Raw genomic sequence first — 20,135 nt, forward strand, 5'->3', positions numbered from 1 at the left:
GGCGAGCGTGCGGTGATGGTCCACGGTTGTCGGCGCCGCTCCGGCACTACTGGCGGCGGGCCTGTTGGACGAGCTGGAGCTGGTGCGGCACGTCGTACGGCGTTGAGCCGTCCCGCGGCTCCGGTCTCGGCCGGAGCCGCGGGGGAAGCGTCAGTCGGCGTCGGGGAAGTGGATGTCGGTGATGTGGACGTCCACCAAGGCGACCTCGAGGCCCAGGTACTGCTCGACCGCCTCGATCACCTTGATGCGGATCTGCTCCGCCACCGTCTTGACCGAGCGCCCGAACTCGAGGACCACCGCGACCGTGATCGTGGCGACGTCGTCCAGGATGTCGACCAGGATGCCGGACTCGTCGAGGGCGTGGACGCCTTCGGCCTTCGCCGTGACCTTCGTGACGATCTTGGTCACGACGCCGTCCGCGACCGTCGTGCTGCCGCGGGTTCCGGCCGCCTGGCGGGATTCCGCGGCCTCCGGCTCGGTGACCGCTTCCTCGGTCACGGCCGGCTCGGTCTCCTCGGCTTCTTCGGCGGTGTCCTCGTCGCTCTCGGCCGTCACCACGACCGGCTCGGCGACCTCGTCGGTGTCCTCGTCCTCTTCCACGACGGCGTCCTCGTCGGACTCGGCCGAGTCCTCGTCCTCAGCGGAGTCCTCGGTCTCGACCGCCTCGGCGCTGTCCTCGGCCTCTTCGGTGTCGTCGTTCTCGGTCAGGTCACCGTCGGCCGCGTCGGTCTCGACGATTTCCTCGGCCGAAGCCGTCTCGGGAGCGGATTCCGTTTCCTCGGTGGCGGGCTCGACGACGGCGGTCTCGGTGGCGACCGGTTCGGGGGAGCTGTAGCCGTACCCGCCGGAACCGGCGGTTTCGTTCTTGGGGCGGCCGAAGATGCTGTTGATGACGTCGGACATGTTTTCCCTTTCCGGGAGCGACGACTTCGGGTGGGGGGACGAGCAGACGGGCGAAATGATAGGGGCATCGCCCGGCTTTCGATCAGCGGCCCCCGCATCGAGACTTGCTTGTGTCCCAACGGATAACGCGCTCACTGTGCGTCAGGTCGCGATCAGCGATCAGCTACCGCGGTGGCCCGTTGTTGTCCCGGAGTTGTCCCTCGCCCGGCCAGTCCACAGTGTTATGTCAGCGTTCCTCGAACAGCCGGGCCGGCACGCTCGAACCCAGCGCCCGGTATCCGGCCGGGTTGAGGTGGAGATGATCACCCACGTCGTACGCCGGCAGCAGCCGCGAAGGCGCCGCCGGATCACGGACCACCCGGTCGAAGTCCAGCACCGCGTCGAAGTGGCCGTCGCCGCGGATCCATGCGTTGACCGACGTCCGGGCCGCCTCACGCTCGGGTGCGTCGTAGCCTTCGTTGCCGCCGAACGGTGTGAGCGTCGCGCCGTAGACCTGGATTCCGGCCGCGTGGGCTCGGACCAGGATCTGGTCGTACGCGTCGATCAGGTCCGACGCCGTCCGGGCTGCCGCCGCCGGGGGCGCGGTGCCGAGGTCGTTCACGCCCTCGAACACGATCGCCCGCGAGACTCCGCTCTGGGCGAGCAGGTCACGATCCAGGCGGGCCAGGACGTTCGGGCCCAGGCCGTCCTGCAGCACCCGGTTGCCGCCCGCCGCCTGGTTCACGATCGCCGTCGGCACCCGTGCGGCCAGGACGTCCGGCCAGCGGTCGTTGCCGTTGGTCGTCGAACCGCGGCCGTCCGAGAGGGAGTCGCCGATCACCGCCGCCGCCGACGCCGGGGACAGCACCTCGATGCCGCTCAGGAAGTACCAGTGGTCCACCGGCGTCGCGCCGGGCAGCTCGAGTGAAGCCACCTGGTTGCCGGACATCAGATAGGACGTCGTCCGTGAGCCCGGGTGCGATGTGATCAACAGCGAACCCTGTCCCGTGGCCAGATACGCCGTCACCGTGACGTTTTCGAACGCGCGCACCGGGAACGGCAGCGGGTCCGACACGACCTGCGCGCCCGCCGGGACCGTCGTCGACGGCTTTCCGTGGAACGTCACCGGGAGCACACTGCCCGGCACCACGCCGGACACCCCGGCCCGGCCGTCGACGGGACGCGCCACCGTGACGGCGGTCAGCGGCAGGGGAGCGCCGCCGAAGGCGTTCGAGAAGCGCAGGCGGATCCGCGGCCCGCCCGCCGACACGTGCGCGGTTTGGCGCAAGGAAGCGTTTTCGAAAACGCGGTCAACACCCGTGAACGGCACCGGAGGCAGGTTCGACGGTTCCGTCAGCTGCGGCATCGAGGTCCAGGTCGCGACCCAGCGCAACGACGGCGGACGGCCCGAAGCGCCCACGAACAGCGCTGTCAGGACGGCCAAGAGCAGGATCAGCAGTGGCCGTCTCACCCGGAGAACTCCGGGGAGAGCACCCGGTCGAAGCCGACGAGACGGCGCGGGCCGGTCAGCGTGCAGTGCAACGTCGTCACGATCTGCTCGCTCGAGGTCCCCACCCGCAGCTCGACGTCGCCGGGGTCGACCTGGCGCCGGCCCGCGCGGCCCGTGTACGACGTCAGGTCGGCGTGCAAACCGATCTCCAGCACGGAAGTCGCCCCGGCGGCCAGGGTGACCCGGCGGGCCGCGATCAGCTGACGCTCGGGCCGCGCGACCTCGGCGACCGGGTCGTGCAGGTACACCTGGACCACTTCCGTGGTCTCCCGCGAGTGGTCGTTGCGCAGGGTCACGCGCACGCGGCACACCCCGTCCGTCGGCCACACCGAGCCCGTCGCGCTGACGTCCAGCCAGGTCGCCGGCGCGTAGGAGAGCCCGTGGCCGAACGGGAACAGCGCGGACGGGTCGACCGTGCTCACCTCGCTGCGCCGGCCCAGCGGCGCCGCGAGGTAGGTCGACGGCTGGCTCGCGCCGGCCGCCGGGAAGCTCACCGGCAGCCGGCCCGAGGGGTTGATCCGTCCTTCGAGGACACCGGCCAGGGCCGCGGCGCCCTCCTCACCGGCGTAGAAGCCGCAGACCACCGCGGCCAGCCGGGAGATCTGCCGCGAGAGCTCGTACGGCCGTCCGGAAAGCAGGACGACGACCACCGGGGTGCCGGTGGCCAGCAACGCTTCCAGCAGCTCCTCCTGCCGGCCGGGCAGCCGCAGGTCGGCCGCGTCGCAGCCTTCGCCGGACGTCCCGCCGCCGAACAGCCCGGCCCGGTCGCCCAGCACGGCCACGCAGACCGAAGCGGAAGCGCACGCCGCCACCGCTTCCGCGATCGCGTCGTCGTCCCCGCCGGTCACCGGGCAGCCCAGCGCGTACGCGACGTCGTGCGACGAGCGCAGCGCTTCCAGCACGGTCGGCACCGAGACGCCGAACGGGACGTCGGGGTGGTGGACACCGACGTGCAGCGGAAACGAGTAGCAGCCCAGCATCGCGCCGGGGGCGTCGGCGCGGGGGCCGACCACGGCGAGCCGGCCGCCGGGGGAGAGCGGCAGCGTCCCGTCGTTGTGCAGCAGCACGATCGACTCTTCGGCCACTTCGCGCGCCAGTGACCGCGACGCGTCGTCGTCGAGGTTGATCTCCTCGGGCACGTCCGGCGCCCAGTCCGCGTCGAGCAGCCCCAGCTCGCACTTCTGCCGCAGCACCCGCTCGAGGGCGCGGTCGACGACGGCGGCGTCGACCGCGCCCCCTTCCACCGCGGCGAGCAGCGGCTCGCCGTAGCAGTCCATGGTCGGGAGTTCGACGTCGATGCCCGCGGTCAGCGCCTGCCCGGCGGCGTCGGCGCGGTCGGCCGCGACCCCGTGCAGCCGGTGCAGGAACGCCACGGAGAAGTAGTCGGACACCACGGTGCCGGTGAAGCCGTAGGTGTCCCGCAGCAGTTCGGTCAGCAGTGCCGGGTCGGCGGCGCCGGGCACGCCGTCGATGTCGGTGTAGGTGTTCATCACCGAGCGGGCGCCCGCGCGCAGCGCCTGCTCGAACGGCGGCAGCAGGACGTCGGCGATTTCGCGTGGCCCCGCCGAAACCGGTGCGAGGTTGCGGCCGGCACGCGAAGCGGAGTAGCCGACGAAGTGCTTCAGAGTCGCGACGACGCCGGCCGATTCGAGACCCGCGACGTAGGCGCTGCCGATCGTGCCGACCAGGTACGGGTCCTCGCCGATCGTCTCCTCGACGCGGCCCCAGCGCAGGTCGCGCGCGACGTCGAGCACCGGCGCGAGCCCCTGGTGCACCCCCAGCCCGCGCATCGTTTCGCCGATCCGCGCGGCCATCCGGCGGACGAGGTCCGGGTCGAACGTCGCACCCCAGGACAGCGGCGCGGGGTAGATCGTCGCCTGCCACGCGGCCAGCCCGGTCAGGCATTCTTCGTGCACCACGGCGGGAATCCCGTACCGGCTGCTCGCGACGATCTGCCGCTGGGTGCGGGCGAGGCTGCGCGCGCCGATCACCGGGTCGACCGGGCGGGTGCCGAAGGCGCGGGTCAGCTGCCCGATGCCGTGGCGGGCCAGGTCGTCGAGATCGATCGAGGCGTCCACGAAGTCGTGCTGGTGCGGCGCCATCTCCCCGCCGGAGTCGATGCCGACCCAGACGCCGTAGAGCTGGGCGATCTTCTCGCGGAGGGTCATCCTGGCCATCAGGGCGCGGACGCGCTCGGCCGGGTCGGCCGCGGGGTCGCGCCACGGCTCGGGAGCCGTCGCAGGCTGCGTGGTCAAGGCTTTCCGCCCTTCTTCAAGAGAGGCTTTCGGGGGTTCCGGGTGGCGGAGCCCCCGGCCCGGGGCGAAGCCCCGGATGTCACAGGAGGGCGCGGGTCGAGTGCCGCACCACCAGGCCGGTCTCGAGGGTGACGTGGGTGCGCTCGACGGCGTCGCCGTTGATCAGCGCGATGAGCATGCTGATCGCGCGGTGGCCCATCTCGCGGATCGGCTGGTCGACGGTGGTCAGCGGCGGACTGCAGAGCGCCGACTCGGGCACGTTGTCGAAGCCCACCACGGAAAGGTCGTCGGGCACCGAAAGACCCAGCTCGCGCGCCGCGCCGACGGTCGCGATGGCCGAGATGTCGTTCGCGGCGAAGACCGCGGTCGGCCGGTCCGGGCCGGTGAGCAGGTCGTGGGCCGAGGCCGCGGAGATCTCCGGGTCGTAGGCGCCGATCCGGATCAGGTCTTCGTCGGCCGGCACGCCCGCGGCTTCCAGCGCCCGCAGGTAGCCGGTCTTGCGCAGCGACGCCGATTCGAGGTCGGGCCGGCCGGAGAGGAACCCGATCCGCCGGTGCCCCAGCTCCAGCAGGTGCTCGGTGGCCAGTTGCGCGCCGCGCAGGTTGTCGGAGTCGATGGTCGGCAGGTGGGACGGCCCGGTGTGCGGGTCGACCGCGACGACCGGTGTCCCGGGCACGGCTTCCAGTGAGACGGCCGGCGTGACCAGCACGGCGCCGTCGACCAAGGTGCCCGAAAGCCGTGACAGGTAACGCTTTTCCCAGCCCTTCGGGTCGCCGGTCCGCCCGCCCGCGGAGTAGACGACCAGCTCGAAGCCGCTGCCGCGGATGGCGTCGGCCGCGCCCTTGAGCAGCTCCGTGGAGAACGGTTCGAGGTCGGCGACCAGGATCCCGATCACGTTGGTCCGGTGGTTGCGCAGGCTCTGCGCCACGAGACTCGCCTCGTAGCCGAGCTCTTCGATCACCGCGCGGACCTTCGCGAGCGTTGCGGCGGAGACGCCGTAGCGCTCGTTGATCACTTTGGACACCGTGGCCACCGAGACGCCGGCACGGGCCGCGACGTCACGGATGGTCACCCTCGAACTGGGCTGCATCGGCTCAGACTAACCATGGAAAACGTTATCGACAACGATTGACATCCGATTTGCCCGGGAGCAAACTCTTCGCCAACCCGGGCGCTGTGACGCCCCGTCCTACTCGGCCGAAGTCGTCAGGAGTGGACCCACGATGTTTGCGAAACGCAGAATCCCCGTTCTCGCCGCGCTGGCGGCGATCGTGCCGCTCGCGCTCTCGGCGTGCAGCGGGGGGAGCGAAGCACCCGCGCAGCCGAGCGGGCCGGTCACCCTCACCTGGTGGCACAACGGCACCACCGACCCGATCAAGTCGATCTGGGAGAAGGTCGTCACCGACTACCACCAGGCGCACCCGGACGTCACGATCAAGGCGCAGCCGCTGCAGAACGAGGACTTCCCGACCAAGGTCCCGCTCGCCCTGCAGGGGGCCACGCCGCCGGACGTCTACCAGTCCTGGGGCGCGGGTGAACTCGCCTCGCAGGTCACCTCCGGCAAGCTCGCCGACATCACCGAGGCGACCAAGCCGTGGATCTCGCAGGCCGGCAAGTTCGCCGAAAGCTGGCAGGTCGACGGCAAGCAGTACGGCGTGCCGTTCGAACAGCACTTCGTCGGCTTCTGGTACCGCAAGGACCTCTTCACCCAGGCCGGGATCACCGCGCCGCCGAAGACCATGGACGAGCTCAACACCGCCGTCACCCAGCTGAAGGCCAAGAACATCGCCCCGGTCGCCGTCGGCGGCAAGGACCGCTGGCCGGACGCGTTCTACTACAACTACTTCGCCGTCCGCGAGTGCTCCGCCGACGTGCTCAAGCAGTCGGTGAAGGCCGTCAAGCTCGAAGACCCGTGCTGGACGAAGGCCGGGCAGGACCTGAAGAACTTCCTGGCCACGCAGCCGTTCCAGACCGGGTTCGCCGGCACCCCGGCGCAGCAGGGCGCGGGCAGCTCCGCCGGCCTCGTCGCCAACGGCAAGGCAGCGATGGAGCTGCAGGGTGACTGGGAGCCGGGCACCATGTCGTCGCTGACCGACGACAAGCAGCTGGACTCGAAGGTCGGCTGGTTCCCGTTCCCGTCGGTGGCCGGCGGGCAGGGCGACCCGGCGGCGGTGCTCGGCGGCGGTGACGGGTTCGCCTGCACCTCCCGCGCGTCGAAGGCGTGCGCGGACTTCCTGCAGTACCTCAACACCGAGCCGGTGCAGACGCAACTCGCGGCGCAGGGGGCGGGTCTGCCCGTCAACAGCGCGGCCGCGAAGTCGCTGAAGACCGACACGCTCAAGGCGGTCTACGACTACGGCGTCAAGGCTCCCTACCTGCAGATGTACTTCGACAAGGCGTTCCCGACCGCGGTCGGCGCGGCCCTGAACGACGCGGTGGCCAACATGTTCGCCGGCCAGGGCACCCCCGAAGGCATCGTGGCCGCGGTCAACCAGGCCGCGGCGGGCAACAAGTGACAACGACGACCAGCCCGGTGCGGGCGGCGCGACCGCCCGCACCGGCGGCGCCGGTGCGGAAGCGGCGCTCGAGCCTGCGCAAGCGGCTCGAGCTGGCGTTGCTGCTCGGCCCGGCGCTGCTGCTGTTCGCCGGGTTCGTCCTGGTGCCGATCGGGATCGCCGGGTTCTACAGTCTCTTCCAGTGGAACGGGTTCGGCCCGCTCGAGGACTTCGTCGGCTTCGACAACTACGCCGACGCCTTCGCCGGCGACGTGTTCCAGGGCGCGATCGGGCACAACCTGATCATCGCCGGGCTGTCGATCGTGGTGCAGCTGCCGCTGTCGATCGGGCTGGCGTTGCTGCTCAACCGCAAGCTCCGCGGCCGCGCTGTGCTGCGCGCGCTGGTGTTCGCGCCGTACGTCCTGTCCGAGGCGATCACCGCGGTGATCTGGGTGCTCATGCTGCAGCCGAACGGGTTCGCCGACCAGGTGCTGCAGGGCGCCGGGCTCGGCGGCCTGGTCCGGCAGTGGCTGGCCGACCCGGGCATCGTGCTCTACACGCTGTTCGCGGTGATCACCTGGAAGTTCATCGGCTTCGGCATCATCCTGCTGCTGGCCGGCCTGCAGGGCGTGCCCGCCGAGCTGCGCGAGGCCGCGGCGCTGGACGGCGCGTCGGCATGGCAGACCACCCGGCACGTCGTGCTGCCGCTGCTCGGGCCGACCATCCGGATCTGGGTCTTCCTGTCGGTGATCGGCTCGCTCCAGCTGTTCGACATCGTGTGGATCATGACGCTGGGCGGCCCGGCGAACGCGTCGACGACGATGGCGACCTACCTCGTCGACCACGGGTTCAAGCGGTACGAGTTCGGGTTCGGCTCCGCCGTCGCGGTGATCCTCTTCGTCATCTGCTTCGTGTTCGCCCTGCTGTACCAGCGGTTCGCGCTGCGCCGCGACACCCAGGGCGCCCTGACGAGGATGGTGGGCTGATGCGCTCGCGCCGGTTCGGGCTGTCGATGGGGTACCTCGCGGCGATCGTCGTGGTCGGCGTGACCCTCGTGCCGCTGCTGTTCGTGGTGCTCGGCGGGTTCCGCAGCAACGCGCAGATCAACTCCGACCCGGCGGGCCTGCCCGGGCCGTGGGTCACCGGGAACTACGCCTCGGTGCTCGGGTCGGGCGCGTTCTGGACGTTCCTCGGCAACAGCGCGCTGATCGCGGTGATCGCGACCGCCGTCGCCGTCGGCCTGGGCTCGATGGCCGGGTTCGCGCTGTCGCGATACCAGTTCAAAGGCCGTGAAGCGCTCTACACGTTGTTCACGCTCGGCCTGCTGTTCCCGCTCACGGTGGCGACGCTGCCGCTGTACCTGTGGCTGCGGCAGCTGGGCATGCTCGAAAGCTTCTGGGGCGTGGCGATCCCCGAGGCGGCGTTCTCGCTGCCGGTGACGATCGTGATCCTGCGCCCGTTCATGCACGCCATCCCCGGCGAGCTGGAGGACGCCGCCGTGCTCGACGGCGCGAGCCGGCTCGGGTTCTTCTGGCGCATCCTGCTGCCGCTCTCGGCGCCGGCACTCACCACGGTCGGCGTGCTCGCCTTCGTGACCAGCTGGAACGCCTACCTGCTGCCGCTGCTGGTGTTCAACGACACCGCGCACTTCACGCTCCCGCTCGGCGTCGCGACGTTCCAGTCCCAGTACTCCCAGGACACCGCCCGCGTGCTCGCGTTCACGGCGTTGTCGATGGTCCCCGCGCTCGCGTTCTTCGTGCTCGCCGAACGGCGCATCGTCGGCGGGCTGACCGGATCCGTGAAGGGCTGACTCAGGAGGTCTGCCGTGCCGTCCGAGGTCCACCGTCGTGCCTTCCTGCAGTTGCTCGCCGTGGCCGGGGCGGGGTCGGTCGCCGCGCCCGGGCTCGCCGAAGCCGGGACCGGGTTCCCGCTGGTGTCGCGGGGGAAGGCCGCGACGATCGTGGTCGACCCCGGTGACCGGCCGGGCGTCCGGCGGGTGGCCGCCGACCTGGCCGCCGACGTCGAGCGGGTCACCGGGATCCGGCCGGTCGTGGCGGACGCCGTCCCCGCGCACGGGCCGGTGGTACTGGTCGGCACACTCGGGCACAGCCCGCTGGTCGACTCGCTGGTCGACGCCGGCCGCCTGGACGTCCGCGACATCGCCGGGAAGTGGGAGACGTCGCTCAGCCAGGTCGTCGACGGACGGCTGGTGCTCACCGGCAGCGACCAGCGGGGCGTCATCTACGGCGTGTACGAGGTTTCGCGGCGGATCGGCGTTTCGCCGTGGTACTGGTGGGCCGACGTCCCGCCCGCCCGGGCTTCGGAGCTGCACCTTCCGGGCGAGCGGTTCAGCCTGGGCACCCCGCACGTGAAGTACCGCGGGTTCTTCATCAACGACGAGAACCCCGCGCTCGGGACCTGGGCGCCGGCGTACTTCGGGCCGGGTCTCGCCCCGGGTTATCCCGGCGGGTTCAACCACAAGTTCTTCGCCAAGGTCTTCGAGACGATGCTGCGGCTGCGCGCCAACTACCTGTGGCCGGCGGTGTGGGGGCGCGCGTTCGCCGAGGACGACCCGCTCAACCACGCCACCGCCCAGGAGTACGGCGTGGTCATGGGCACGTCGCACGAAGCGCCGATGATGCGCGGGATCGAGGAGTGGAACCGGCACGCGTCCCCGGGGCACGACCCGTACGGCGGCACGGGGGAGTGGAGCTTCCGCCGCAACGGCGAGGCGATCAAGGCGTACTGGACCGACGGCATCCGCCGGATGGCCCGGGAAGGCTTCGAGGGCGTGGTCACGCTCGGGATGCGCGGCAACGGCGACGTCAGCCTGCCCGACGGTGACGGCATCGAGCTGATGCGGGAGATCATCGCCGCGGAACGGGAGATCCTGGCCCGTGAGCTGAGCACGGACGTCCCGCAGGTGTGGACGCTCTACAAGGAGGTGCAGCGGTACTGGGCGCAGGGCCTGCGGCCGCCCGACGACGTCATCGTGGTGTTCACCGACGACAACTGGGGCAACATCCGCAAGCACCCGGACCTCTCGCTGCCGCCGCACCCCGGCGGGTACGGGCTGTACTACCACTTCGACTACGTCGGCGGCGGCCGCAACTACAAGTGGGTCGACACGGCGCTGATCGCGAACACGTGGGAGCAGCTGAACCAGGCTGTTTCGTACGGGAACGACCGGCTGTGGGTGGCCAACGTCGGCGACCTGAAGGGCAACGAGCTGCCGCTGCAGTTCTTCCTCGACTTCGCGTGGGATCCCTCGGCGCTGCCCGCATCGCGGCTGTCCACTTGGGAGCGGGGCTTCGCGGCCGAGAACTTCGGCTCCGCCCTGGCGTCCGACATCGCGTCGGTGCTCCACGACTACGGACGGCTGCAGTCCCGGCGGAAGCCGGAGCTGCTGAACCGGCTGATCACGCTCCTGCCGGACGGCACGATCGTCTACGACGACCAGGCGTCGCCGTTCAGCCTGGTCAACTACGGCGAGCTGGACCGGGTCACGGCGGAGTGGCAGGCGTTGTCGGCGAGAGCGTCGCGGATCTCGGCCCGGCTGCCGTCCGCCTGGCGTGACGCCTTCTACGAACTGGTGCTCTACGAGGTGACGGCGACAGCGAACCTGTATGCGCTGCGACGGGCCGAGTTCACGAACCTGCTCCACGCGGCCCAGGGCCGGGCTTCGGCGAACGGGCTCGCCGCCGTCACCGAGGCCCGGTTCGCCGACGACCTGGCGCTGGCGGAGAAGTACAACACCGGCATCGCCGGCGGCAAGTGGCGGGGGTTTCAGACCCAGCCGCACATCGACTACGGCGACGTCGAGCGGTACGGGCCGAACGCGCCGTGGCAGCAGCCGGAGAAGGACAACGTGGCGCTGCCGGACGTGATCTTCCCGGCGGTGAAACGGCTCTCGGTGCCTTCGGCCGCTTCGCTCGGTGTCGCCGTGGACGGCTCGGCTGAGGCGTGGCCGGGCGCCGCGGGGCGGCCGGCGCTGCCGGAGTTCAGCCCGTTCCAGACGGCGCCACCGCAGTACATCGACGTCTTCAACCGCGGCCGGACGGCGTTCCGCTGCACGGTTTCCGCTGGTGTGCCCTGGGTCGTGGCCGAGCCGCGCGGCGGCCGGGTGGAGGAGGAGCTGCGCGTGACGGTGCGGATCGACTGGAGCCGGGCGCCCCGAGGCGTGACGACCGTGCCGGTGACGGTTTCGGGCGCGGGGGCTTCGGTGGTGGTGGACGCGGTGGTGCGCAACCCGGTCGTGCCGCCGTCGTGGCGGCGCGGGTTCGTCGAAGCCGGGGGATATGTGTCGATGGAGGCCGGGGGGTGCACCGCGAACATCGGCGCGGCGGGCGTGACCTGGCGGCGCATCCCGGACCTCGGCATGACGCCGTTCCCGGTGACGTCCCCGAGTCACGCGGCGGGCGCCGGACCGCGGCTGGAGTACCGGATGACGCTGTTCACGGCCGGTCCGGTGACGGTGTGGGCGTACCTTTCGCCGCGCAGCAACGTCCTGCCGGGGGACGGGCTGCGGTACGCGGTGTCCTTCGATGACGCGTCGCCGCAGGTCGTGAACATCACGAAGGCCACGGGCGCGGACGACATGACCATGAACCGCCAGTGGGAGCGGACCACTTCGGACAACGTGAACCTGACCTCGACGCGGCACGAGGTGAGCGCGGCGGGCCCGCACGTGCTGAAGGTGTGGATGGTCGACCCGGCGGTGGTGGTGCAGAAGCTGGTCGTCGACACGGGCGGGGTGCGGCCGAGCTATCTGGGGCCGCCGGAGAGCCTGCGGTGGCCGGGATGAGGGCTGCCGCGGAATCGAGGCGGCCGATCGCCCGCGGGGGCGCTCCCCGTCTTCCACTCTACCGGCGGGTACCGACAGTTCCGGCGCCCGGAAGCCCGCCGGCGGCCGGTTATCCCGGGCCCGCCGGAACCACCTCGATCGCCGGGGTCGCCGTGCTGTGCCGGACCACCAGGCTTGTCGCCAGCTGCACTCGGTTATCCCCGGCCCGCCGGAACCACCTCGATCGCCGGGGCCGCCGTGCTGTGCCGGACCACCAGGCTCGTCGCCAGCTCCAGCCGGTGGCTCTCTGGATGCGTCCCCCTCGCCAGCGAAATCGCCAGCCGGGCACCCGCCGCCGCCATTTCCTGGAGGGGTTGGCGGATCGTGGTCAGCTCCGGGGTCAGCCAGCGGGCGATCGGGAGGTCGTCGAACCCGACCACGCTCAGGTCGTCCGGGATGCGCAGCCCCGCGTCGCGCGCGGCCTCGTACACCCCCAGCGCCTGCAGGTCGCTGCCCGCGAAGACCGCCGTCGGGCGGTCGGGGAGGGTCAGCAATGACGCCAGCTCGCGATAGCCCGACCGGGTGTGGAAGTCGCCGCGGCGGACCAGGGCCGGGTCGAACGCCAGGCCGGCCGTCTCCAGTGCCGTGCGGTAGCCGTCGATGCGAGCGCGGCTGCACAGCACGCCGTCCGGGCCGCCGATCATCGCGATCCGGCGGTGGCCCAGCTCCACCAGGTGCCGCGTGGCCGTCAGCCCGCCCTGCCAGTTGGTCGCCCCGATCGAGGGCGTCTCCGGGCCCGGCGCGCCGGCCGGGTCCACCACCACCAGCGGGATGTCGCGGGCACGCAGCTTCGCCAGCTGCCCGCCGGTGAAGTCGGAGCACACCGACACGATGCCGACGGGCCGCCGGGCGAGCACGCTCTCCAGCCAGCTCTGCCCCGGCGTGTGCCGGCCCGACGATTCGGCCAGCACGACCGCCATTCCGTTTTCGCGGGCGACGAACTCGACCCCGCGGATGATTTCCAGCGCCCACGTGCTTTCGAGTTCGTGGAACATCAGTTCCAGCAGCCGGGAACGGCGGGAGCGCTCGTCCGCCCGGCGGCGGTATCCGTATTTCCCGATGACCGCTTCCACCCGCGCCCGGGTGCTTTCGGCGACGTCGGGACGACCGTTGAGCACCTTCGAAACAGTCGGGACGGAAACCCCGGTCTCGGCGGCGATCCGGGCGATGGTCACCCGGGACGCCACGGGCTCGAGGTCCTCGGACTTCGTTGTCATGAAGGAGATTCTAGGTCATCGAAACCCGAATTGACACTCGTCGAAACTTTCGGAAAACGGAGGAAAGAGATGCTGCGAAGTATTCCTATTAAACGCGCTCTGGTGACGGTCGCGGTCGTCGCTGGTTTTGCCGCATGGCAGGCGCCCGCGGCGTCGGCCGCCGTTCCGTTGAAAGACATCACGCACCGCTACGTCGGCAGCGCGGTGGCGGCGGCGTACCTGGCGGACGAAACCGATTACCGCGCCGTGCTCACCCGCGAATTCGACAACGTGACCCCCGAGAACGAGATGAAGTGGGGCACCGTCGAGGCGGTGCGCGGGCAGTACGACTGGTCCGGCGCGGACGCGATCGTGCGGTACGCGCAGGCGCACCACAAGACCGTCCGCGGTCACACGCTCGTCTGGCACTCCCAGCTCCCGGACTGGGTCGCCGCGCTGCCCGCCGACGAGCTGAGACGAGTCCTGCGGGACCACATCACGACGGAAGTCAAGCGGTACAAGGGAAAGGTCCGCGCCTGGGACGTCGTCAACGAGATCTTCAACGAGGACGGCACCCGCCGCGACACGGTCTTCCGGCAGAAGCTCGGCGACGGCTTCGTCGCCGACGTCTTCCGCTGGGCGCACGCGGCCGACCCGAAGGCGACCCTCTACCTCAACGACTACAACATCGAAGGCCGCAACCCGAAGAGCGACGCGGTCTACGACCTGGTGAAGACGCTGCGGCGGCAGGGCGTGCCGATCGGCGGAGTCGGCGTCCAGGCGCACCTGTCGATCCAGTACGGCTTCCCGGCCGGGTACCGGGCCAACCTCGACCGCCTGACGAAGCTCGGCGTGGACGTCGCGATCACCGAGGCGGACGTCCGGATCCCGACCCCGCCCGACGCGGCGAAGCTCGACATGCAGGCGAGCTACTTCGACCGGCTGTGGGACGGTTGCCAGGCGGTCCGGCGGTGCGTCGAGTTCACGACGTGGGGCTTCACGGACCGGCACTCGTGGGTCCCGGACGTCTTCCCGGGCGAGGGCGCGGCCTGCCTGTTCGACGAGAACCTGCGGCCGAAGCCGGCCTACACGCGGATCAACCCCTGACCGGACGAAGGCGCCTCCGCGGCCGTCGAGGCCGCGGAGGCGGGTCCGGCAAGGGGATCAGCGAGCGAGGGCGGCGAGCCGCTTGGCCGTCGGCCAGCGGACGTTCCACGCCCAGCCGAGCTTCTCGAACAGCCAGATGACCCGCGCCGAGATGTCGATCTGCCCGCGCTGCGCGCCGTGGCGGGCCGAGGTCGGGTCGGCGTGGTGGGTGTTGTGCCAGGACTCACCCATCGACAGGATCGCCAGCGGCCAGAAGTTCGCCGAGCGGTCCCGGCTGGTGAACGGGCGTTCGCCGATCATGTGGCAGATCGAGTTCACCGACCACGTCACGTGGTGCTGGAAGGAGATCCGCGCCAGGCCGGCCCAGAGGAACGCGGTCAGCGCGCCCCACCACGAAAGGGTGATCAGGCCGCCGAGCAGCGGCGGGACCAGCAGGCTCACCACGACCCAGAGCGGGAAGAGCCGGTCGACGACGCGCATGTCGCGGTCGGCCGCCAGGTCGGGGGCGAAGCGGTCGATGTTGGTCTTGTCGCGCCCGAAGAGCCAGCCCATGTGGGCGTGCCAGAAGCCGCGCGCCAGCGCCATCGGCGACGTGCCGAACAGCCACGGCGAGTGCGGGTCGCCTTCCCGGTCGGAGAAGGCGTGGTGCCGGCGGTGGTCGGCGACCCAGCCGATCACCGGGCCCTGCGCGGCGAGCCCGCCGGCGACGGCCAGCGCGATCCGCAGCGCGCGCTTGGCGCGGAACGCGCCGTGGGTGAAGTAGCGGTGGTAGCCGACGGTGATGCCGAGGGTCGACAGCACGAAGAACGCGCCGCCGATGGTCAGGTCGAGCCAGCTGACGCCCCAGCCCCAGAACACCGGGACGGCCGCGGCGAGCGCGAGGAACGGGACGAGGAGGAACGTGCGGATGGTGATCAGCTCGGCCACGGTCTGACGGCCGGAGAGCACGGGTTTGGCGACGGGACGGGGAGCCTTCACGGAGGCTGTCATGCACTACTCGTTTCGATGTCGTTCGCGCGCGGAGCGGGGGCCGGGCTCACGCACGGGTGGCCGGGGAGCGGGAACACCCGGCGGTCAGCGGTCTGTGGTGGGCCGGACTCGTCGCCGCTCCTGCCGGCGACCGGGTTCGGCCGGGGGTCGGGAGCGGGGCCGGCGGGGAAGCCGGCATCCGAGGGGCTCTCGACTTCTCCCACGGTACAGGACCGCTGTGAACCCGCAGTGTGGCGCGAACGAGAAAGGCCCCCGCCCCGGCAAGTGCCGGGGCGAGGGCCTGGGTGCCTCGTGGCTCAGATGACGCTGACGCGCTGGGCCTGCGGGCCCTTCTGGCCCTGGCCGATTTCGAACTCCACGCGCTGGCCCTCGTCGAGCGACTTGAAGCCGCTGCCCTGGATCTCGGAGTAGTGGACGAACACGTCCGGACCCCCGCCGTCCTGCGCGATGAAGCCGAAGCCCTTTTCGCCGTTGAACCACTTGACACTGCCCTGAGCCATACCCATACCTACTCTTTGTAGTGAGCCTGGACGTCCCGTTCGGACACCCGGTCTCACGACCATCCTCCCATTACCGGTCCGGACGGGCTAGCCCGGTCGTCAAACTCCCCAATCGGGGCGCAGCGGCATGCCCATTCCGCCCTCGCTGTCGGTCCGCACCCCGAGGATGTGGTGCAGTTCGATCTCCCGCCGTTCGAACGCCAGCCGGCAGGCCGCGAGGTAGAGCGCCCACACGCGGCTGCGCCCGGGGCCGGCCTCGGCGACCGCCTCGTCCCAGTGTTCGTCGAGGTTGGCGCACCACGCCCCCAGCGTCGTCGCGTAGTGCTCGCGCAGGTTCTCGGTGTGCCGGACCTCGAGGCCGGCGTCGTGCATCGCCGTGACGAGCTCGCCGGGCGACTCCAGCTCGCCGTCCGGGAAGACGTAGCGGTCGATGAACCCGCGGGAGCGGTGGGCGACGCTGCTGTCGGGGTTGGTGATGCAGTGGTTGAGCAGGCGTCCGTGCGGCTTGAGCTTGCCGGCGAGGAAGCGGAAGTACCCGGGCACGTTGCGTGCGCCGATGTGCTCGGTCAGGCCGATCGACGAAATAGCGTCGAACCCCGTCTCGGTGACGTCCCGGTAGTCGAGGTGGCGGATCTCGGCGCGGTCGGCGAGGCCGAGGGCGACGACGTTCTTCTGCGCCCACTGCGCCTGTTCACGCGAAAGGGTGACACCGAGCGCTTCGACGCCGTAGTGCCGGACGGCGTGCGCGACCATGCCGCCCCAGCCGCAGCCGACGTCGAGCAGCCGCATCCCGGGCTTGAGGCCGAGCTTGCGGCAGATCAGGTCGAACTTGTTGGCCTGGGCCTCCTCGAGGGTGGCCTCCGCCGACGGGTAGACGGCGCACGTGTAGGCCATCGACGGGCCGAGGACCAGCTCGTAGAACCGGTTGGACACGTCGTAGTGGCTGGCGATGGCCTCGCTGTCGCGTTCCTTCGAGTGCCGCAGCGCGGTCATGCCGCGGCGGAACCGGCTCGGGTGCTCCTCGGCCGGCGGCTTGACCAGCCGCAGGTGGCGGGGCCCGAGCCGGCGCAGCAGCCACACGCGGTCGGCCGTCGAGAGCTGGTCGACCTGGGCCGAGAGGGCGTGCAGCGCCGTGTAGAGGTCGCCGGTGACGTCCAGCGCGCCGGCGACGTACGCGCGGGCGAGGCCGAGGTCGCCGGGGGAGGACATCAGGTAGTCCAGCGCCAGCGGCGAGCGCACCTCGATGGCCACCGGCGCGTCGGCCGGGCCGCTGCTGCTGCCGTCGTAGGCGGTGATCGACACCTGGGCCCGCGGGCCGAGCAGGCGCTCGAAGACGGCGCCGACGGAGGTGTTTTCCTGGGTCACGATGGTTCCTTTCACCGGCGGCGGACGCATTTTTCGTAGAGGCCGAGCAGCCGCCCGGCGGGGTCGTAGGTCCGCTTGAGGTCCCGGTAGACGTCGCCGTTGTAGAGCCGCCAGAACTCGTCCTCGGCGTAGAAGCTGTCCGAATAGAGCGACTTGTGCCCGCCGAGCCGGGTGACCTCGGCTTCGATCATCCGGTTGTGCACGCCGTCCCGCTCGCCGGGGTCGAGGGGCACGGCCGACCAGAACCCGAAGTTGACGTACAGCTCGTCCGGGTTCAGCTCGTAGAGCGGCCACCGGACGCCGCCGGGGCGCTGGCGCAGCGGGCAGATCCAGACCGGGCTGATCGGGATCTCCCGCTCGAAGAACTCGAGGAAGTCCGCGGCGCGCGCGAGCGGCACCTCGATGTCCTGGACGATGGTCTCCTCGGGCGGCATCCGCCGGAGCTTGAGGAGCTTGTCGGCGATCTTGAACCGGCGGTCGAGCGCCACGGCCTTCCAGTACACCGACGAGCGCAGCAGCCGCCGGCCGAGCAGCAGCCGCGGCAGCCGGTGCTGCACGCCGAACGCGCGGGAGCACCAGAACCAGTCGGTGTCCCAGCGCCAGAGGTAGTCCCGGACGGTCAGGTGGTCGGTCTCGCGCCGCTGGATCGAGCGGTAGTAGATGTCCAGCCAGGTGTAGTCGCTCGTCGCCGGCGCGTGGTCGGTGAACGTGCCCAGCGTGAGGTACAGCTCGTCCGGGCCGAACACCGTGCCGTCCACGAAGTCGACGCGCGCACCCTCGAACTCGCTGGTCCGGCAGATCTCGCCCAGCGCGGTGAAGTAGGTCTCCCGGTCGTGGTGGCGGACGTGGCGCACCTGCACGAACGGCTTCACCGGCTCCAGCAGGATCCGCAGCCGCAGGGCGTAGCCGAGGGAGCCGTAGGAGTTGGGGAAGCCGTGGAACAGCGCGCTGTGCTCGTTGTCCGGGCGCGCGACGACGATCCCGCCGTCGCCGGTGAGCACCTCGAGCTCCAGCACCGACTCGTGCGGCATGCCGTTGCGGAACGACGAGGACTCGATGCCGAGCCCGGTCACCGCGCCGCCGAGGGTGATCGTCTTCAGCTGCGGGACGACCAGCGGCATCAGGCCGTGCGGCAGCGTCGCGTCGACGAGCTGCTCGTAGGTGACCATGCCTTCGACGTCGGCGGTGCGGGTCTCGGGGTCGACGCGCAGCACGTGGGTGAACCCGGACACGTCCAGGCCCGGGTGTTTCGTCCGGGTTCGGGCACGGAAGAGGTTGGACGTCCGTTTCGCCAGTCGGACGGAGCTTTCGCCGCCGAGGGCGGTGAGCTGCCGCCGCAGGGCGTCGACACGGGCTTCGTGGTCGGGGAAGGCCGGGGCTTCGGGGGCACCGGCCCGTTGGGTGGTCACCACCTGATCCTGCCTCACGGGAAGAGCGGGCGCACCGTGCCTCCGGCGTGAGGAAGATCCGGGTGTCCCGCGAGGTGGGATCTTCGCGGTTGATCGCCCCGGGGCGGGGTATCCGGCGCTCGGACCGCGGGGATCCCGCGGCGGCACGGGGAAAGCGGGGCGGCGTTGAGCATTCTGATCGACTTCGGGCGCGACACGGAGTTCTCGTTCGAGCGGCGGCTGCGGAGGTACCTCGGCGCCGTCGCCCGGGCGGTGGGGGTGGGACTGGAGTCCTGCACGCTCGACGCGGGCACGCCCGCCGCCGCGTACATCGCCCTCGACTGGCGGCTGGACCGCTTCCCCGGCCACGACCTCTCGCTCGTCTGGGACGAGGTGCACGGGTGGGCGGCCGCGATCGAGGACGCCGGCGGTGACGCCTCGACCGTCCTGGTGTACCTCGGCCGCGAGGTGCACCAGGAGCCCCGCGCGGTCGTCCGCTTCCTCGCGGCGGTGCGTGCGGACGACCCGGCGGCCGGTCTGCTCGAGGCGCCGAAGCTGCGCGAAGCCGGCGACCACGAGCAGCTGCTCACCGAGGTGAAGCCGGTTTAAGGCCGCGCACCTTGCCCGGGGAGCTGGCATGATGTCGCGCGGTTCCCCGCCCCCTCCCGGATCGGACACTGGTGAGCAGCCCGTCCCCGCTCGGCCCCGCGCCCCGGCGCCTGACCGTCGACGTCGACCAGGTGCGCCGGCTCGTCGCCGGGCAGTTCCCGGAGTGGGCCGGGCTCCCGGTGCGGCCGGTGGCCCGCGGCGGCTGGGACAACTGGACCTTTCACCTGGGTACGGACAAAGTGGTGCGGCTGCCCAGCGCGTCCGAATACGCCCTGGCCGTCGCGAAGGAACAGCAGTGGCTGCCGGTGCTCGCGCCGCGGCTGCCGCTCCCGATCCCCGTCCCGCTGGGGGCGGGCCGGCCCGGCGCGGGGTATCCGCACCCGTGGTCGGTCTACGCCTGGCTCGACGGTGAGCCCGCGCGAGCCGACCGGATCGCCGACCCCGTCCGGTTCGCGCACGACCTGGCCGGGTTCCTGGCCGCCCTGCAGAGCGTCGACCCTGCCGGCGCGCCCGCGCCGGGGAAGCACAACTGGTTCCGGGGCGGGACAGTGCGCACGTACGAAGAAACTGCCGAGCGCGCGCTCGCGAAGCTGGAAGGCCACGTCGACGCCGCCCGGGCCCGTGAGGTCTGGAAGACGGCGGTGGACGCCCCCTGGGACGGCGTGACGCGCTGGTTCCACGGTGACGTCGCCGCGGGAAACCTCCTGCTCGACAACGGCGAGCTGGCCGCGGTTCTCGATTTCGGGACCTGCGGCGCCGGTGATCCGGCCTGCGACGTCGCCATCGCGTGGACGCTGCTGACCGGCGACGCCCGCGAGGCGTTCCGCGAGCGGCTGGCCGTCGACGACGCGACCTGGGCGCGCGGCCGCGGGTGGGCCCTCTGGAAGACCCTCGTCGCCTGCGCGCAGGCCCTGGGCCGGGACGACGCCGACGCCGTGGCCGCCCGGCGCGTGCTCGGCGAGCTCCTCGCCGGGCAATAGTTCCGTAGCCGTACG

Annotated in this window: 16 protein-coding genes; 7 read left to right on the top strand and 9 right to left on the bottom strand. The window is 71.2% G+C overall.

The features are described from left to right. Positions 1 to 150: 150 nt before the first annotated feature. From ACZ63J_RS04925 to ACZ63J_RS04940, 4 genes are all read right to left on the bottom strand, one after another. Entirely contained in the window at positions 151 to 903 is a 753-nt protein-coding gene (locus tag ACZ63J_RS04925) for an Asp23/Gls24 family envelope stress response protein (RefSeq protein WP_465399695.1), read from the bottom strand. A gap of 226 nt (positions 904 to 1,129) precedes the next feature. After that, entirely contained in the window at positions 1,130 to 2,353 is a 1,224-nt protein-coding gene (locus ACZ63J_RS04930) for an SGNH/GDSL hydrolase family protein (RefSeq protein ID WP_465399694.1), read from the bottom strand. Further along, positions 2,350 to 4,647, bottom strand: a complete 2,298-nt coding sequence (locus tag ACZ63J_RS04935) for a beta-xylosidase/alpha-l-arabinosidase (RefSeq protein ID WP_465399693.1) — start codon at positions 4,645 to 4,647, stop codon at positions 2,350 to 2,352. The genes ACZ63J_RS04930 and ACZ63J_RS04935 overlap by 4 nt, the downstream gene beginning before the upstream one ends. A gap of 79 nt (positions 4,648 to 4,726) precedes the next feature. After that, complete coding sequence (locus tag ACZ63J_RS04940) at positions 4,727 to 5,737, bottom strand: LacI family DNA-binding transcriptional regulator (RefSeq protein WP_465399692.1); 1,011 nt, start codon at positions 5,735 to 5,737, stop codon at positions 4,727 to 4,729. A gap of 133 nt (positions 5,738 to 5,870) precedes the next feature. Here ACZ63J_RS04940 and ACZ63J_RS04945 point away from each other — a divergent pair, with 133 nt between their 5' ends. The 4 genes from ACZ63J_RS04945 to ACZ63J_RS04960 are packed head-to-tail and all read left to right on the top strand — an operon-like array spanning position 5,871 to position 11,946. Next, positions 5,871 to 7,163: an ABC transporter substrate-binding protein gene (locus tag ACZ63J_RS04945; protein WP_465399691.1), complete on the top strand. Its 1,293-nt coding sequence runs from the start codon at positions 5,871 to 5,873 to the stop codon at positions 7,161 to 7,163. Beyond that, positions 7,160 to 8,128, top strand: coding sequence for a carbohydrate ABC transporter permease (locus ACZ63J_RS04950; RefSeq protein ID WP_465399690.1), 969 nt, complete (start codon positions 7,160 to 7,162; stop codon positions 8,126 to 8,128). The genes ACZ63J_RS04945 and ACZ63J_RS04950 overlap by 4 nt, the downstream gene beginning before the upstream one ends. Then, the gene (locus ACZ63J_RS04955; RefSeq protein ID WP_465340427.1) at positions 8,128 to 8,952 is read left to right on the top strand and encodes a carbohydrate ABC transporter permease; all 825 of its coding nucleotides are present in this window, start codon (positions 8,128 to 8,130) and stop codon (positions 8,950 to 8,952) included. The genes ACZ63J_RS04950 and ACZ63J_RS04955 overlap by 1 nt, the downstream gene beginning before the upstream one ends. Positions 8,953 to 8,967: 15 nt before the next feature. Next, positions 8,968 to 11,946 carry a glycosyl hydrolase 115 family protein gene (locus ACZ63J_RS04960; protein ID WP_465399689.1) on the top strand — a complete coding sequence of 993 codons (2,979 nt, stop codon included), beginning with the start codon at positions 8,968 to 8,970 and terminating at the stop codon, positions 11,944 to 11,946. Between the two features lie 194 nt (positions 11,947 to 12,140). Here ACZ63J_RS04960 and ACZ63J_RS04965 read toward each other — a convergent pair whose 3' ends face one another. After that, on the bottom strand, positions 12,141 to 13,202 hold the full coding sequence (locus tag ACZ63J_RS04965; protein WP_465340429.1) for a LacI family DNA-binding transcriptional regulator: 1,062 nt from the start codon (positions 13,200 to 13,202) through the stop codon (positions 12,141 to 12,143). Between the two features lie 102 nt (positions 13,203 to 13,304). Between ACZ63J_RS04965 and ACZ63J_RS04970 the strand changes: the two genes are divergently transcribed. Then, positions 13,305 to 14,288, top strand: a complete 984-nt coding sequence (locus tag ACZ63J_RS04970) for an endo-1,4-beta-xylanase (RefSeq protein WP_465399688.1) — start codon at positions 13,305 to 13,307, stop codon at positions 14,286 to 14,288. 57 nt (positions 14,289 to 14,345) lie between these two features. Here the strand turns inward: ACZ63J_RS04970 and ACZ63J_RS04975 are convergent, their stop codons facing one another. From ACZ63J_RS04975 to ACZ63J_RS04990, 4 genes are all read right to left on the bottom strand, one after another. Then, on the bottom strand, positions 14,346 to 15,278 hold the full coding sequence (locus tag ACZ63J_RS04975; protein WP_465340431.1) for an acyl-CoA desaturase: 933 nt from the start codon (positions 15,276 to 15,278) through the stop codon (positions 14,346 to 14,348). Between the two features lie 296 nt (positions 15,279 to 15,574). Continuing rightward, positions 15,575 to 15,778, bottom strand: a complete 204-nt coding sequence (locus ACZ63J_RS04980) for a cold-shock protein (RefSeq protein ID WP_004558414.1) — start codon at positions 15,776 to 15,778, stop codon at positions 15,575 to 15,577. Positions 15,779 to 15,877: 99 nt separating this feature from the next. Continuing rightward, complete coding sequence (locus tag ACZ63J_RS04985) at positions 15,878 to 17,173, bottom strand: class I SAM-dependent methyltransferase (protein ID WP_465340432.1); 1,296 nt, start codon at positions 17,171 to 17,173, stop codon at positions 15,878 to 15,880. Next, complete coding sequence (locus ACZ63J_RS04990; RefSeq protein WP_465399687.1) at positions 17,155 to 18,552, bottom strand: FAD-binding oxidoreductase; 1,398 nt, start codon at positions 18,550 to 18,552, stop codon at positions 17,155 to 17,157. The genes ACZ63J_RS04985 and ACZ63J_RS04990 overlap by 19 nt, the downstream gene beginning before the upstream one ends. Positions 18,553 to 18,717: 165 nt before the next feature. Between ACZ63J_RS04990 and ACZ63J_RS04995 the strand changes: the two genes are divergently transcribed. Both ACZ63J_RS04995 and ACZ63J_RS05000 read left to right on the top strand, forming a co-directional pair. Further along, entirely contained in the window at positions 18,718 to 19,140 is a 423-nt protein-coding gene (locus ACZ63J_RS04995; RefSeq protein ID WP_465399686.1) for a DUF6292 family protein, read from the top strand. A 71-nt stretch (positions 19,141 to 19,211) separates the two neighbouring features. Next, positions 19,212 to 20,120 carry an aminoglycoside phosphotransferase family protein gene (locus tag ACZ63J_RS05000; RefSeq protein ID WP_465399685.1) on the top strand — a complete coding sequence of 303 codons (909 nt, stop codon included), beginning with the start codon at positions 19,212 to 19,214 and terminating at the stop codon, positions 20,118 to 20,120. Positions 20,121 to 20,135 lie beyond the last annotated feature (15 nt).

The sequence above is a fragment of the Amycolatopsis sp. NPDC104863 genome (genome assembly GCF_055582965.1).